Annotated in this window: 1 protein-coding gene; it reads right to left on the bottom strand. The window is 64.1% G+C overall.

The genetic code is table 11. From position 1 onward, the window contains the following. Positions 1-152 precede the first annotated feature (152 nt). Positions 153-546: peptide deformylase (locus PMN64_RS42970; RefSeq protein WP_411785139.1), on the bottom strand; the 394-nt coding region annotated here is incomplete at its 5' end.

Raw genomic sequence — 546 nt, forward strand, 5'->3', positions numbered from 1 at the left:
GGCCAAGGATTTGATGGCGGGAGGGTAGAACGAAGGCAGGTTGGTTCCCTCGCGCAAGACGCGTAGCCCGGATGAGCGCAGCGATATCCGGGGCTTTTCCGTCTGCTGATCGCGGCTTGTCCCGCATGTCGCTTTGCTCATGCGGGCTACGATCACGTCCGCGAGATTTTGTCGTATCGCTTGATCAGGCGCTCCCGCTTGATGCGGGACAGCCGCCTGATCCAGAACACGCCGTCGAGCTGATCGATCTCGTGCTGATGGCACACCGCGCGCAGGCCGTCGGATTCCTCGGTCTGCATGTTGCCGTCGAGATCCTGATAGCGGATGCGGACGCGGGCGTGACGCTCGACCTCGTCGGTAACGCCGGGCATCGACACGCTGCCTTCCTTGTGCAGAATCATCTCGGGCGAGGTCCGGGTGATCTCCGGATTGACATAGGTCCGCGGCCCCTCGCGGGCATCGAGCTCTAGCACCACGACGCGCAGGGACACGCCGATATGCGGCGCGGTGATGCCGATGCCCGGCGCCGCATGCATGGTCTCGAGC

It is taken from the genome of Bradyrhizobium sp. UFLA01-814 (assembly GCF_046718885.1).
GTDB classification, from domain to species: domain Bacteria; phylum Pseudomonadota; class Alphaproteobacteria; order Rhizobiales; family Xanthobacteraceae; genus Bradyrhizobium; species Bradyrhizobium elkanii.